The organism is Arthrobacter sp. BK1, assembly GCF_056680055.1.
Genome location: NZ_CM155263.1, coordinates 3,029,436 through 3,042,600, shown reverse-complemented (window position 1 = coordinate 3,042,600; position 13,165 = coordinate 3,029,436). Strand labels below are relative to the sequence as shown.

Annotated in this window: 12 protein-coding genes; 8 read left to right on the top strand and 4 right to left on the bottom strand. The window is 64.9% G+C overall.

Going from position 1 to position 13,165, the window contains the following annotated elements; all coding sequences use genetic code 11:
- The first annotated feature begins 170 nt into the window (after nt 1-170).
- From AC1MCA_RS13875 to aroQ, 5 genes are all read left to right on the top strand, one after another.
- The gene (locus AC1MCA_RS13875) at nt 171-1,112 is read left to right on the top strand and encodes a carbohydrate ABC transporter permease (protein ID WP_479798222.1); all 942 of its coding nucleotides are present in this window, start codon (nt 171-173) and stop codon (nt 1,110-1,112) included.
- Nucleotides 1,113-1,121: 9 nt separating this feature from the next.
- Entirely contained in the window at nt 1,122-2,048 is a 927-nt protein-coding gene (locus tag AC1MCA_RS13870; protein ID WP_108599040.1) for a carbohydrate ABC transporter permease, read from the top strand.
- A gap of 53 nt (nt 2,049-2,101) precedes the next feature.
- Nucleotides 2,102-3,442: an ABC transporter substrate-binding protein gene (locus AC1MCA_RS13865; RefSeq protein WP_479798216.1), complete on the top strand. Its 1,341-nt coding sequence runs from the start codon at nt 2,102-2,104 to the stop codon at nt 3,440-3,442.
- A gap of 100 nt (nt 3,443-3,542) precedes the next feature.
- Nucleotides 3,543-5,744: an alpha-galactosidase gene (locus AC1MCA_RS13860; protein ID WP_479798214.1), complete on the top strand. Its 2,202-nt coding sequence runs from the start codon at nt 3,543-3,545 to the stop codon at nt 5,742-5,744.
- A gap of 140 nt (nt 5,745-5,884) precedes the next feature.
- Complete coding sequence (gene aroQ / locus AC1MCA_RS13855) at nt 5,885-6,346, top strand: type II 3-dehydroquinate dehydratase (RefSeq protein WP_479798212.1); 462 nt, start codon at nt 5,885-5,887, stop codon at nt 6,344-6,346.
- Nucleotides 6,347-6,364: 18 nt separating this feature from the next.
- On the opposite strand, the gene AC1MCA_RS13850 is transcribed toward aroQ, so the two are convergent.
- Nucleotides 6,365-7,549, bottom strand: a complete 1,185-nt coding sequence (locus AC1MCA_RS13850) for a MarP family serine protease (protein WP_479798210.1) — start codon at nt 7,547-7,549, stop codon at nt 6,365-6,367.
- 250 nt (nt 7,550-7,799) lie between these two features.
- On the opposite strand from AC1MCA_RS13850, the gene AC1MCA_RS13845 reads away from it, so the two are divergent.
- Nucleotides 7,800-8,477 carry a Crp/Fnr family transcriptional regulator gene (locus tag AC1MCA_RS13845; RefSeq protein WP_011693220.1) on the top strand — a complete coding sequence of 226 codons (678 nt, stop codon included), beginning with the start codon at nt 7,800-7,802 and terminating at the stop codon, nt 8,475-8,477.
- A 311-nt stretch (nt 8,478-8,788) separates the two neighbouring features.
- Complete coding sequence (locus AC1MCA_RS13840) at nt 8,789-8,992, top strand: hypothetical protein (RefSeq protein ID WP_479798208.1); 204 nt, start codon at nt 8,789-8,791, stop codon at nt 8,990-8,992.
- A gap of 205 nt (nt 8,993-9,197) precedes the next feature.
- Here the strand turns inward: AC1MCA_RS13840 and AC1MCA_RS13835 are convergent, their stop codons facing one another.
- Genes AC1MCA_RS13835 through sp36 form a run of 3 tightly spaced genes read right to left on the bottom strand, consistent with a single transcriptional unit; the run spans nt 9,198 to nt 10,840 of the window.
- On the bottom strand, nt 9,198-10,109 hold the full coding sequence (locus AC1MCA_RS13835) for an NUDIX hydrolase (RefSeq protein ID WP_479798206.1): 912 nt from the start codon (nt 10,107-10,109) through the stop codon (nt 9,198-9,200).
- Nucleotides 10,110-10,124: 15 nt separating this feature from the next.
- Entirely contained in the window at nt 10,125-10,682 is a 558-nt protein-coding gene (locus tag AC1MCA_RS13830; protein ID WP_108600822.1) for a RidA family protein, read from the bottom strand.
- Between the two features lie 2 nt (nt 10,683-10,684).
- Nucleotides 10,685-10,840: a Sp36 family protein gene (gene sp36 / locus AC1MCA_RS13825; RefSeq protein WP_011693223.1), complete on the bottom strand. Its 156-nt coding sequence runs from the start codon at nt 10,838-10,840 to the stop codon at nt 10,685-10,687.
- A gap of 37 nt (nt 10,841-10,877) precedes the next feature.
- Between sp36 and AC1MCA_RS13820 the strand changes: the two genes are divergently transcribed.
- Complete coding sequence (locus tag AC1MCA_RS13820) at nt 10,878-13,160, top strand: transglycosylase domain-containing protein (protein ID WP_479798203.1); 2,283 nt, start codon at nt 10,878-10,880, stop codon at nt 13,158-13,160.
- Nucleotides 13,161-13,165: the final 5 nt, after the last annotated feature.

Here is a 13,165-nt window from a genome sequence, read left to right as displayed (position 1 = left end):
GCTGTCCGTCAGGTTTCCCAGTGTTTCATCGGAATCTACACGAGTCAATAGACCAATATCTGAATAAAATGTTGCGAACAGTGACGACAATCAGGTCTTGCCACTCTAAATCTACTCGTGTAGATTCATTCCCAGTTGTTACCTCCATCACAGTCAGGAAAGGGTCGAAGATGACCACCCTTGCCAAAAACACGCGAATTGCCCCGCTCGAATCCGGAGCTCCAGCGCCGCGCGGCGGGTTCCGCCGGCTCGGCGACCTCAAGATCGCCTTGCTCTTCATTGCCCCGGCCATGATCGGGTTCATCGTTTTCTACGTTGTACCGACCATCCGCGGCGTGTACCTCAGCTTCACGGAGTACAACATCCTCGGAGACCCGGAATGGGTAGGGGTGGACAATTACACGGCCATCGCCAAGGACCCCCTGTTCTGGAATTCCCTGGCCGTCACAGGCCAGTACGTTTTCCTCAACATCGTCCTCCAGACCGCCCTCGCCCTCGGCCTGGCACTCCTGATGAACAAGGTGGCGAAGTCCACGCTGATCCGTGGTGCCCTGCTGCTGCCCTGGATGATGTCAAACATCATCGCGGCGCTGCTGTGGTTTTGGATGCTCGACTATCAGATCGGCGTCGTCAACCAGTTCATCGAATGGGCCGGCCTCCCCCGCGTCGCGTTCTTCGGAAGCGAGGAATGGGCCATCCCCACGCAGGCCATCATCAACACCTGGCGGCACATGGGCTACACAGCCCTGCTCATCTTCGCCGGAATGCAGGCTATCCCCGGCCACGTCTACGAGGTGGCCAAACTCGACGGCGCTTCACCGTTCCAGACCTTCTGCAAGATCACCCTCCCGCTGCTGCGTCCGGTCCTGGTCATGGTCCTGGTTGTCACCGTGATCGGTTCCTTCCAGGTCTTCGACACCGTCTCCGTCACCACCGGCGGCGGCCCGGTCAACGCCACCCGCGTCATCCAGTACTACATCTACCAGCGCGCATTCACGGAGTCGGACTTCGGCTACGGATCCGCCATCGCCGTCATTCTCTTCCTCATCCTCGCCCTGGTGGCCTTCATCCAGATGAAGTTCCTCAAGGGCAACGAGTCGGACCTGGACTAGGAGCCCCGCATGACCACCACCACCAGCCGCGCACCGCTGCCGGCCGCAACCCGCCGACGTCGTCCGTTCAATCCCCGCACCGCCGGGGCCTGGGCCCTCCTTGTCCTCGCCATCGCGGTGTCCGTTGTCCCTTTCCTTTGGGTCCTGCGCACCGCACTGTCGACCAACAGCGCGCTGGCCACCCAGTCCGCCAGCCTGCTCCCGGCTGATTTCACCTGGGGTGCCTTCCTGCGGGTGTTTGGGCTGCAGAGCCCGGCCGACGCCGTTGCCGAGGGTGGTTCCGGTGCCACCATCGATTTCTGGCTGTACCTGCGGAACTCCATCATCTTCTCCTCCATCACCACTGCCGGCTCCGTCTTCTTCAGCGCGATGGCGGCCTATGCCTTTGCCCGGCTGCGCTGGAAGGGCCGGAACTTTGTCTTCAGCCTCTTCCTGGGCACCATGCTGGTCCCGCCGATTTTCACGGCACTGCCCAACTTCCTGCTGATCAAGAACCTGGACCTGCTCAACACGATGCTTGGAATGGTCCTGCCGTACGTGTTCATGACGCCGTTCGCCATCTTCTTCCTGCGGCAGTTCTTCCTGAACATGTCCCGCGAAGTCGAGGAAGCAGCAATGCTCGACGGCGCCAAGCACCTGCGCATCTTCTTCCAGATCGTCCTCCCCAACGCGGCGGCACCCCTCGCCACATTGGCGCTGCTGACCTTCATCGGCCAGTGGAACGAATACTTCTGGCCGCTGCTGGTCGGTTCCCAGGATGACGTCCGTGTCCTGCAGGTGGGCCTCGGCGTCTTCAAATCGCAGTCCCCCCAAGGAGCCCCCGACTGGTCCGGCCTGATGGCAGCGGTCCTGGTTTCGGCCCTTCCCGTCCTGGTCCTCTTCGCCGCCTTCGGCAAGAAGATCGTGAACTCCATCGGCTTCTCCGGCATCAAATAAGCACTTACCGCCCTACCCGTCCCAGAAACCCCACCCCGAACGGAAAGAACACCATGAAGAAAACCCTCGGCGCCGTCGCCGTCGCCGCAGCTGTGGCCCTCTCAATGTCCGCGTGCAGCGGCTCATCCTCCTCAGCCGAAGCGGCCAAGGGCGAGATCAGCTACTGGCTGTGGGACGCCAACCAGCTCCCCGCCTACCAGCAGTGCGCTGACGATTTCACGAAGGCCAACCCGGACGTCACTGTCAAGATCACCCAGCGCGGCTGGGACGACTACTGGAGCACCCTCACCAACGGCTTTGTGGGCGGCACCGCTCCGGACGTCTTCACCAACCACCTGGGCCGCTACGGCGAGCTCGCCGAAAACAAGCAGCTGCTGGCCATCGACGAAGCCGTCGAGAAGGACAACGTGGACCTCACCGCCTACAACGAGGGCCTCGCGGACCTCTGGGTGGGCCAGGACGGCAAACGCTACGGCCTGCCCAAGGACTGGGACACCATCGGCCTGTTCTACAACAAGGCCATGCTCGCCAGCGCAGGCGTGACCGAGGACCAGATGAAGACCCTCAGCTGGAACCCGGAAGACGGCGGCACCTACGAGGACGTCATCGCCCACCTGACCGTGGACAAGAGCGGCAAGCGCGGGGACGAGGCCGGCTTCGACAAAAACAACGTTGCGGTGTACGGCCTGGGGCTGAACGGCGGTGGAGATTCCTCGGGCCAGACCGAGTGGAGCTACCTCACCAACACCACCGGCTGGTCGCACACGGACAAGAACCCGTGGGGCACGAAGTACAACTACGACGACCCCAAGTTCCAGGACAGCATGGAGTGGTTCGCAGCGCTGGCTGAGAAGGGCTACATGCCCAAGCTGGAGACCACGGTCGGCGCGGCAATGGCCGATACCTTCGCAGCGGGCAAGTCCGCCATCAACGCCCACGGTTCATGGATGACCGGCCAGTACACCGGCTACAAGGGCATCGAAGTAGGCATCGCCCCCACCCCGGTGGGACCGGAAGGCGAGCGCGCCTCAATGTTCAACGGCCTGGCCGACTCGATCTGGGCCGGAACCAAAAAGAAGGATGCGTCCATCAAGTGGGTCGAATACCTCGCCTCGGCCGAATGCCAGGACGTCGTTGCTTCCAAGGCCGTTGTCTTCCCCGCTCTGAAAGCCTCCTCTGACAAGGCTGCCGAAGCGTTCAAGGCCAAGGGCGTTGATGTCAGCGCCTTCACCGAGCACGTCAAGAACAAGACCACGTTCCTGTACCCCATCACGGACAACACCGCCAAGGTCAAGGGCATCATGGAGCCCGCCATGGACGCCGTGGTCTCCGGCAAGGCGCCCGCCAGCTCCCTGACGCAGGCCAACGAACAGGTCAACGCCCTCTTCAAGTAGGCCACCAGGTTTACCGGCTGCGCGCCGCGGACGCTCCACATCCCCGCGGCGCGCAGCCCCCGTCGTCTTACTCCCATCCCCTAGAAGGACAGTGTTTTATATGGACCCCCTCCACCTCCGTTCCGCCGGAACCAGCCTGGTGATCAGCTTCGACTGCGGGGAGGCCGAGGTCATCCACTGGGGTGCGGACCTTGGCAGCACCCTCCCGGACCTCGCCATCCTCGGCGAACCGGTACCGCACTCCGCCATCGACGCCACAGTGCCCGCCGGCCTTCTGCCGCAGGCATCCTCGAGCTGGCGCGGCCGCCCCGGCCTCCGCGGCCACCGCATCGCCGACGGCGTCTCCGGCCTCGACTTCTCGGCCCGCCTACGCACGGTGACGGCCGGCACCGAGGGCAGCACCGCCGTCGTCGTCCAGTCCGATCCCGACGCCGGCGTCACCGTTTCGTCCTCCCTCACCCTGCACGACGGCGGACTGCTGGAGCTGCGGCACACCCTCACCAACGACGGCACCACGCCCTACCAGCTCGACGAACTGGCAACGGTCCTCCCCGTGGCACCGGACGCCACCGAACTTCTTGACCTGACCGGCCGCTGGTGCCGGGAAAACCACCCGCAGCGCCGGTCCATCCAGCAGGGCACCTGGGTCCGGACCGGACGGCACGGCCGCACCGGGCACGACTCCTCGCTGCTCTTCGCTGCCGGCACCCCCGGGTTCGGCAACCGCCACGGGAAGGTCTGGGCCACCCACCTTGCCTGGAGCGGCAACCACGAACAGTTCGCGGACAGCATCGGCGATGGCCGCACCATGATCGGCGGCTCCGAACTCCTGGGACCGGCCGAGGTCATCCTCGAACCCGGGGCCAGCTACACCACGCCGGCGCTGTTCGCCGCCTACTCGGACCGCGGCCTGGACGGCATCAGCGAGGCGTTCTACAGCTGGTTCCGGTCCCGCCCCCACCACGTGCTGCCCACGGCGTCCGCCACCGGCACCACCGGCGCGGCTGCCGGCAAGCCCCGACCGGTGGTGCTTAACACCTGGGAAGCGGTCTACTTCGACCACAACCTGCCCACGCTGATCGAGCTGGCCGACTCGGCCGCGGAGCTGGGCGTTGAGCGGTTTGTGCTCGACGACGGCTGGTTCCGCGGCCGCCGGGACGACCACGCGGGCCTGGGCGACTGGTATGTCGACGAAACCCTCTGGCCGAACGGCCTCACCCCGCTGATCGACGCCGTGACCTCCCGCGGGATGGAATTCGGCCTCTGGGTGGAACCGGAAATGGTCAACCTCGATTCGGACATCGCACGGGCCCACCCCGAGTGGATCGCAGGGCCGTCCGCCGCGTCCCACAAGGACGGCGGGCGCCTGCCGCTTGAATGGCGGAACCAGCACATCATCGACCTGGTGAACCCGGAAGCGTGGCAGTACATTTTCGACCGCGTGGACGCCCTGCTGCGTGAGAACAACATCAGCTACCTCAAGTGGGACCAGAACCGGGACCTCCTGGAACACGGCCACGCCGGACGGTCCTCCGTCCACGAGCAGACCCTGGCCGCCTACCGCCTGTTCGACGAACTCAAGAAGGCCCACCCCGGCGTCGAGATTGAAAGCTGCTCCTCGGGCGGCGCCCGCGTGGACCTGGGCATCCTGGAACGCACGGACCGGATCTGGGCCTCGGACTGCAACGATGCCCTGGAACGGCAGACCATCCAGCGCTGGACCGGGCTGGTGGTCCCGCCGGAGCTGGTGGGCGGGCACGTCGGCCCCACCACCTCGCACACCACGGCCCGCACGCACGATCTGTCCTTCCGCGCCATCACGGCTCTTTTCGGGCACTTCGGCATGGAATGGGACGTCCGCGAAGTCCAGGGCGCCGAACGGGAGCAGCTCAAACGCTTCATCGGGCTCTACAAGGAACACCGGGACCTGATCCACTCCGGGCGCATGGTCCGTGCGGACATTGCGGACGGATCCCTGATGCTGCACGGCGTGGTGGCCCCCGCGGGCCCTGAGGGCACGACGGCGGCGCTGTTCGCCCTGGTGAGCACCCGCACCTCGTTCGCCGAGCAGACCGGCCGGATCACCATCCCCGGGCTGGAACCGGAACGTTCCTACCGGGTGGAGGCCATCTTCCCGGCACCCGGTGACGCCGACTACGCCCACACCTTCACGCAGGTCCGTCCCCCGGCCTGGCTTGCCGACGGTGCGGTTGCGGGCGGGCGGTTCCTGGCCGAGGTGGGGCTGCCGATGCCCATCCTCAACCCGGAACACGCACTACTGCTGAGGTTCACGGCAATCTAGCCCTCCGTGCTCCGCAAGCGCCCTTACCCAGCGCTTCCAAGGCAACGCGGGGTCACTTTACGCCCGTTCCGGGGCCCCGGACCGGCGTAAAGCGACCCCGCGTTTCTTTTGGCCGTGACTCTGGCGCTAGATTTGCACCCATGACTGAAGCCACCTCCAACAAAGACAGCCGCGGGACCATCCTGGTCATCAACGGACCCAACCTGAATCTGCTGGGCACCCGCGAGCCGGAAAAGTACGGCACGTCCACCCTTGCCGATGTGGAACAGTTGGCCACCGCAACGGGTGAGGCCCACGGCTTCACGGTGGAATGCGTCCAGTCAAACCATGAGGGCGTCCTGCTGGATGTCATCCACGCTGCCCGCGGCACCGCCGTCGGAATTGTGCTCAACGCCGGCGCGTTCACCCACACCTCTGTTGCGTTGCGTGACGCTCTGGCGGCGGTGCAGGTTCCGGCAGTGGAGGTGCATATCACCAATGTGCACCAGCGTGAGGAATTCCGGCACCACTCGTTCCTCTCGCCGGTCTGCGCCGCGGTGATCGTGGGAGCAGGCGTGTTCGGCTACAAGCTGGCCATCGACTACCTGGGCGAAACGCTCTAGCCGCCTCACGTGGGGTGCCTACTTCTGGATGCACTGCCCGGACGAAACAGGCGCGCTCATGCCGGCGGCCTGGGAGGCGACCGGGTAGAGGTCGTCCATGGTGATGGCGAATCCCATCTCGGCGTCGGAGGTTGCCTTGGCGAAAATGACGCCCGCCACCAGCCCGTCCGTGGTCAGCAACGGCCCTCCGGAGTTCCCGGGCTGGACGTCGCCGGCAAGGCGGTAAATCTCCTCAGGGGACGGGTTGTTTCCGTAGATGTCCGGGACGAGCACCGAGGCGATGTCCTGGACGGTGGCCGGTTTGGACATGAACGGCCCGCCGTGGGGGTAGCCGGCGAACGCGGCCGGGCTGCCGGCCGGGAGGTCCGAGGTCAGTTCCAGTGGCTCTACCCTCAGTCCGTCAACGGCCACCACTGCGAGGTCGTGCCGGGTGTCGAAGTAGACCACCCGCCCGGGCATCGCCCCGCCGTCGGCCAGCTCAACAACCGGCTCCGACACGCCCGCCACCACATGCGCGTTAGTGACCACCCTGCCCGGCGAAACCACGAAGCCCGTGCCGGTCTGGTTCTGGCCGCACTGGTAGGCGGTTCCCGCGATTTTCAGGACCGATTCCGCGGCGAGGTTCAGTGCCGCAGTATCAGTGCTGGCGTTCGGTACGGCTACCTGCGGGGCCTTGTCCAGCCCCTCGATCAGGGTGGGAATTCCGTTGCCTATCACCGTGGAACGCAGCTGGGCCATGGTGGCCTTCAACGGAACAGGGGTCAGTCCGTCGATGTAGCGGATGACCTTGGACTCGGCCAGTTGCTGGGACACAAACGGAACGCCCAGGGAGCTGATGCTGAAAGCCAGCATGGACATGACCAGTGCCGAGACCACCACGTTGGCTGCGCCGCCGATGAGCCGGTCCGCTGCGCGCAGAGGGCGGATCCGCACGGCCCCGCGGATTTTGCGCCCGATCATGGTCCCCATGCCGTGCCCCACGGCCATCAGTACGACGGCGGCGGCCACGATCGCCGTAAGCCTCCAGCCGGAGTCCTCGACAAAGTCACTGACCAGGGGGACGGCCAAGAAAGCGGCCACGGCGCCCGCGGCGAAACCCACGATTCCGCCCAGGGTCACCAGGAAGCCGTTGCGCAGGCCATAGATCAGGTACGACAGCAGGGCCAGGATCAGCACCAGGTCCAAAACGGTCAAGCCAAACACCAAGGCTCCTTATTTACGATTGAGTCCCAATTCTAGTGGCGCTGGCTGACAATATTCTGTGGATTCCCGCCGCACCGGGGCAGGCCCTACGCAAAAGCCCGCAGGCGTGGATCCTTGACCTTCCGCGGCTCCATCAGGCTTCCGCGCTGGCTCCTCGGGGCGAATCGGCTGCCAAGTACGTCACAGAACCGCCAAAATTCTGAAACAATGGCACAAGCGCCACAGCCGAAACTTTTATTCAGGAGATTTTATGGACATCGAGGTACTGCGCCGAGCGCCCCTTTTCGCCACGCTCGACGACGAAGCGTTCCGTTTGCTGACGGACGAGCTGACCGAGGTGGACCTTTCCCGCGGCGCCTCAGTGTTCCGCGAGGGCGACCAGGGGGACCAGCTTTACTTCATCGTCTCCGGCAAGGTGAAGCTGGGCCGTACCTCTCCGGACGGCAGGGAGTCCCTGCTCGCCATCCTGGGGCCGGGCGAACTGTTTGGCGAAATGGCGCTGTTCGACCCCAGCCCCCGCACGGCCACCGCAACGGCGGTCTCCGAGACCCGCCTGGCCGGCCTCAAGAACGAGAGCCTCAACGCCCTCCTGCGCACCCGCCCCGAGGTCTCGGCCCAGCTGCTGCAGGCCCTGGCCCGCCGCCTGCGCCGCACCAACGACTCCCTCTCCGACCTGGTCTTCTCCGACGTTCCCGGCCGTGTTGCCAAAGCGCTCCTGGACCTGGCCGACCGCTTCGGCCGCCCGGCTACCGACGGCGTCCTGGTGGCCCACGAGCTCACCCAGGAAGAGCTGGCACAGCTGGTGGGCGCGTCCCGCGAAACGGTCAACAAAGCCCTGGCCGAGTTCGTCCAGCGCGGCTGGCTGCGCCTCGAGGCCCGCGCCGTGGTCATCCTGGACATGCAGCGCCTCCGCCAGCGCTCCCGCTGACGAGCTAATCTGCCGGCCCGAGGCCGACATCCTCCCCGCCGTCTCCCCGACCTCGCATGCTCGGTCGGGGACCCCTGATGGCGTGGGCCCCGCGTGCTGCTCCTTCGTCGCTTTGACGCACGCTACCGGATGCCGGACCTCGGGCCTTTTTGCGTCCTCCACCAAACCCTCTGGCACCTCCTGCACGTTCTCACCAAACCCTCTGGCACTCCCTGCACGTTCCCGCCAAACCCTCTGGCATTGTCTTAGTCCTTCCACAGCTACTTAAGTGATGGAAAGAGCGCGCCGACATAAAATTAAGTCAGAGGTGCATGACGATGTCCCTGGCAGTAGTGGTCCTGTTGGCGCTCTTGGGTCTGGCGTCCCTGGCGGCCGTGACCGGCACGATAGTCCTGGTGATCCGCGATGGCCGCGGAGAAATACCGGTGGAGCCATCCGACGAGTCCTGGACAGCGGGCAACCTTCCCAGCCGGCCGTACGCCGCCATCCGGCTAAAGCGCATCGCGGGTGCATAGGCAAAGCAGGGGGTGAAAGAGGGTTCCTCGAAAACCCCTGAACCTGCAAGAGCATCACCCGAAAACGTGCAGGAAATGCCAGAGCGTTCGGATGGGCAGCGCGCGCAGGAACTGCCAGAGCGTCGCCTAAAAACCTGCGGAAACTGCCAGAGCGTCACCCGAAAACGTGCAGGAACTGCCAGAGCGTCTGAGGGGTGGAGCGGGGTCAGCGGTCGCGCTGAGGATCGGCGGCAGAGGTTTTTGCGGCCTCGACTTCGAGCATCAGCTTTCCGTCCTCGTCAACGAGCGTCGGCTGGTAGACGTGCGGCTTGCGCTTGTAGCTGAGGTAGGCGATGCAGCCGTTCGCGGCCGCCATCTTCTCGAGCATGATTTCGGAACCGGGCACCAGGAGCTGGCTCAGGGTCAGGCCAACGGTGTTTTCCTGGCCCACTTCATCACCGAGGTTGGTGGTGTCCCGTTCAGCGATAACCTTCGTGGCGCACACCCAGCGGCCCCACACGCCCTTGCTTTCCAGGAGCGTAGGCTGCTGGTTCATCGGGACGGTGGCGGCAAAATAGCGGGTGTCGAACCGGTGGTGCGAGAAGTCCGGGCTCCGCCAGTTGACCAGCGGCTTCAGCAGATCGGTCCGCAGGAACAGCCCGCGCTTGGAGAGCAGCCCGCTGAGCGTCTTCTCCTGGTCGGCTACGGCCACGCGGGCACGCATCCACTCCTGGCTTGACGTGGCTTCCACTGTGCTGGACATGTCAGGACCAGCCAGCAGCACCCCGGTTTCCTCGAACAGTTCGCGGATGGCGCCCACCACGTGCCGCCGCGCCAGCCCGACGTCGGCCGTTCCCATCTGCTCAGCCCAGTACTGGGGTGAGGGGCCCAGCCAGCCGATGGCGTCGTCGTCGGACGCGTCAAGTGAGCCGCCGGGAAAGGCCAGCACCCCCAGAGGCGAGGAGCCCGGCCGGTAGCCGAGCCACGTTTCCAGGCCCGTCGGAGAATCGCGGAGCAGGATGACGGAGGAAGCGTAGCGGGCGGCACGCGGGGTCCGCTCACCGTGATCGATCCAGCTTCGTGCCGCCCCTTCAAGATCTGGAGGGAGGACAAACAGGCGTCGGGCGAGCTGAGGCAAAGGAAGCGACCGGTCCTAGCTGAATTCGGCGATCAGTTCGACCTCGACCGGAGAGTCGAGCGGCAGCACAGCCACGCCGACGGCGGAACGGGCGTGCTGCCCCGCCTCACCCAGGACGCGGCCCAGGAGGTCGGAGGCACCGTTGATGACGCCCGGCTGGCCGGTGAACGTGGGGTCTGACGAGACGAATCCCACAACCTTGACGATCCGGGTGATCCGGTCGAGGTCGCCGATGACGCTTTTCACGGCAGCCAGCGCGTTCACGGCACAGATCGCGGCGAACCGCTGCGCGTCCTCGGGCGACACTGTGGGCTCGTCGGCGTAACCTTCGGTGCCGGTGGACACCTTTCCGGTGGCCTCGAGCTTGCCGTTCACGAACGGCAGCTGGCCCGAGGTGTAGACGTGGTTGCCGGAAATCACGGCGGGAACGTACGCGGCTACCGGAGCTGCAACCTCAGGCAGGGTCAGTCCCAGTTCCGCGAGGCGCTGCTCGACGGCCGAAACGGGCGTTGAAGCCGGGGTTGAATCCTGTGAATCTGTTGAGTCTGAAGTGGTTTCTGCGGGGGTGCTCATTGCTATTGCTTCTCCCTCTTGAGGTAGGCAACCAGGCCATTGCCGTCGGGTCCGGTGACGACCTGGACGAGCTCCCAGCCGTCCTCTCCCCACTGGTCCAGGATCTGCTTTGTGGCGTGAATAATGAGCGGAATCGTGGCGTACTCCCATTTGGTCATGAAAGAAAGACTAGTCCTTGCCGGTAAAGTGGAAAACATGGTGACTCGTAAGAACCCCATTTTCGACACAGCCACTACCCTCGGAAAGATCTTAGGCTTCCTTGGCGTGAGCGCTATTTGCGGTGTCCTGGTGGCTGGCCTGCTGGTTCCGGCCGCGGCCGTCTCCGGCAGCGCAGCAAGCGGTTCGATCGAGTTCTTCGACACTCTCCCGGCTGAGCTGCAGGTTGACCCGCCCAGCCAGTCAACCAAGATCCTCGCCGCGGACGGTAGCCTGATCGCGAACCTCTACGAGGAAAACCGCACCAAGGTTGCCCTGGACCAGATCTCGCCGTTCATGAAGAATGCCGTCATCGCGGTCGAGGACAGCCGGTTCACCGAGCACGGCGGTGTGGACACCACGGGTATCCTCCGCGCCCTCGTGAGCACCGCCCGCGGCAACAAGCAGGGTGCCTCCACCATCACCCAGCAGTACGTGAACAACGTCCTCAACTCCAACCTCGCCGCCGCAGGCAAGGACGAGGACATCAAGCTCAACGGTGTCAACAAGGGCGTGGGCGACAAACTCCGCGAGATGAAGCTCGCCATCGCCCTGGAAAAGGAATTCAGCAAGGACCAGATCCTTGAGGGTTACCTGAACATCGTCTTCTTCAACCGCGACGCCTACGGCATTGAAGCCGCGTCCAAATTCTTCTTCAGCACCACCGCGAAGGACCTGACTCTTCCGCAGGCCGCCCTCCTGGCAGGCCTCGTCAACAGCCCCTCGGCCTTCGATCCCATCAACAATCCGGAGAACGCCAAACAGCGCCGCGACCTGGTGCTGGGCCTGATGCTGAACCAGAACAAGATCACCCAGGCCGAGCACGACGCCGCAGTGGCCACTCCGGTGGAAACGAAGGTCACGCCCTCACGCCAGGGCTGCGCCTACGCCACCACGGCACCGTACTTCTGTGATTACGTGCTCCACCTGCTGCTGAACAACCCGGCCTATGGCGCCGACCTCGAGGAGCGCACCAACGCGGTGTTCCGCGGCGGCCTGACCATCACCACCACCCTGGACGTCAACGCGCAGAACGTTGCCCAGGCCGAGTCGGACGCTGCTGCCGGCGCCAACCCGGACAACTGGGGCGCGGCCATCGTCTCGGTGCAGCCCAACAGCGGCAAGATCCTGAACATGGCACAGAACACCTCGTTCCTGCCGGTTGAGGGCAAGTTCAACCAGACCCAGAACTTCAACGTGGACAAGCTGGACAAGGACGGCAACGACCTCAACGGTCTGGGCGGTTTCCAGCCCGGTTCAACCATGAAGCCCTTTACGTTCGCCCAGTGGCTGGACGAGGGCAAGTCCATGAACACCAACATCAACGCCTCGGTACGCCGGTATCCGCAGAACTTCCCATGGAAGAACACCTGCCAGACGCCCACCGTGGGCTGGTACGACGCCAGGGTTTCGGGCAGCTTCGACCTGCAGAACTCGGACGAGGGTTACTACCGGAACATGACCGTCCTGTACGGCCTGATGAACTCCATCAACACGGCCACGTTCGCGTCAGCCGCGCAGGTTGACCTCTGCGGCATCCAGAAGATCGTCGACGCTGTCGGCATCCACGGCGGCCTGCCCACGGCCGAAAGTCCGAACCCGAAGGTCACCATGACCACGCTGGCCAACCTGATCGGTTCAACCCAGACGGCCCCGCTGACCATGGCCTCCGCGTTTGCCACCTTCGCCAACGACGGCAAGTACTGCGAGCCGATCGCCATCACCTCCGTCACGGACCAGACCGGCGCACAGCTCCCGGCCCAGTCCAGCAGCTGCCGTGACGCAGTGAAGCCCGAGGTCGCCCGAGGCGTCGCCTACGCCATGCAGGAAGTGCTGAACGGCGGCTCCGGTTCGCTCATCCAGCCGCGGCTGTCCACCAAGACCAACTTCCCCGTGGCCGCCAAGACCGGCACCAACGACACCAACGGCTCCACCTGGGTGGTGGGTTACACCACCGGTGTGGCCACCGCAGCCTGGTTCGGCGATCCGCTGGGCGACCAGCAGCGCCAGGGCCGGAACCTGACCATCAACGGTAAGTTCTACAAGGCCATTGACGGTTACATGATCGCCGGTCCCATGTTCTCCAAGTACATGGCCCAGGTGGCACCGGCCTACGGCACCACCCCGTTCACGGCGCCGCCCTCGAACATGCTGAACGGGACGCCGGCCAGGACAACGCCCACCACGCCGTCAACCCCGGCCACTGCCCCGGCGACCGCGCCCGCAGCGCCTGCCACTGCGCCCGCTCCCGAGCCCAGCAAGCCCGGCAACGGCAACGGCTAGCCGCG

Bases quoted from the DNA above. Each gene is read 5' to 3' on its own strand.
- AC1MCA_RS13875 (WP_479798222.1), top strand. From the start codon at position 171: ATGACCACCCTTGCCAAAAACACGCGAATTGCCCCGCTCGAATCCGGA.
- AC1MCA_RS13870 (WP_108599040.1), top strand. From the start codon at position 1,122: ATGACCACCACCACCAGCCGCGCACCGCTGCCGGCCGCAACCCGCCGA.
- AC1MCA_RS13865 (WP_479798216.1), top strand. From the start codon at position 2,102: ATGAAGAAAACCCTCGGCGCCGTCGCCGTCGCCGCAGCTGTGGCCCTC.
- AC1MCA_RS13860 (WP_479798214.1), top strand. From the start codon at position 3,543: ATGGACCCCCTCCACCTCCGTTCCGCCGGAACCAGCCTGGTGATCAGC.
- aroQ (WP_479798212.1), top strand. From the start codon at position 5,885: ATGACTGAAGCCACCTCCAACAAAGACAGCCGCGGGACCATCCTGGTC.
- AC1MCA_RS13845 (WP_011693220.1), top strand. From the start codon at position 7,800: ATGGACATCGAGGTACTGCGCCGAGCGCCCCTTTTCGCCACGCTCGAC.
- AC1MCA_RS13840 (WP_479798208.1), top strand. From the start codon at position 8,789: ATGACGATGTCCCTGGCAGTAGTGGTCCTGTTGGCGCTCTTGGGTCTG.
- AC1MCA_RS13830 (WP_108600822.1), bottom strand. From the start codon at position 10,682: ATGAGCACCCCCGCAGAAACCACTTCAGACTCAACAGATTCACAGGAT.
- sp36 (WP_011693223.1), bottom strand. From the start codon at position 10,840: ATGACCAAATGGGAGTACGCCACGATTCCGCTCATTATTCACGCCACA.
- AC1MCA_RS13820 (WP_479798203.1), top strand. From the start codon at position 10,878: ATGGTGACTCGTAAGAACCCCATTTTCGACACAGCCACTACCCTCGGA.